Source organism: Bradyrhizobium sp. Unk1, from assembly GCF_059512345.1.
This window is the reverse complement of the sequence record NZ_JCAMOP010000257.1, coordinates 1-331: the sequence shown is the minus strand read 5'-3', so window position 1 is coordinate 331 and position 331 is coordinate 1. Positions and strand designations below refer to the sequence as shown.

The 331-nt window shown below is 57.7% G+C and carries 1 pseudogene; it reads left to right on the top strand.

The window, feature by feature from the left end:
• Positions 1-81: 81 nt before the first annotated feature.
• Positions 82-331, top strand: a pseudogene (locus AC5ZFO_RS48390) (IS110 family transposase); the annotation flags it as partial.

Sequence of the window (331 nt, the reverse complement as noted above, 5' to 3'; positions counted from 1 at the left end):
TTTATGATGGGGTGGACGCCCCGCCCGACGGCATCGATGTGCCAAAGTGGAGTTGTTGAGCACCACTTAAGGGAGGCGTCCGTGTCAGAGGTTATCATAATCGGTCTGGATATCGCCAAGCATGTTTTCCACGCTCATGGAGCAGACGGGAAAGGGCGAGCTATATTCAGCAAACGGATCAGCCGAGGAAAGCTGCTGGATTTCTTTGCAGCCCAGCCGAGTTGCACGGTAGCTCTGGAGGCATGTGGCGGAGCCCATCACTGGGCCCGGCAGCTCGCCCAGCTTGGCCATGAAGTTCGGCTGATCCCTCCCGCCTACGTAAAGCCGTTTG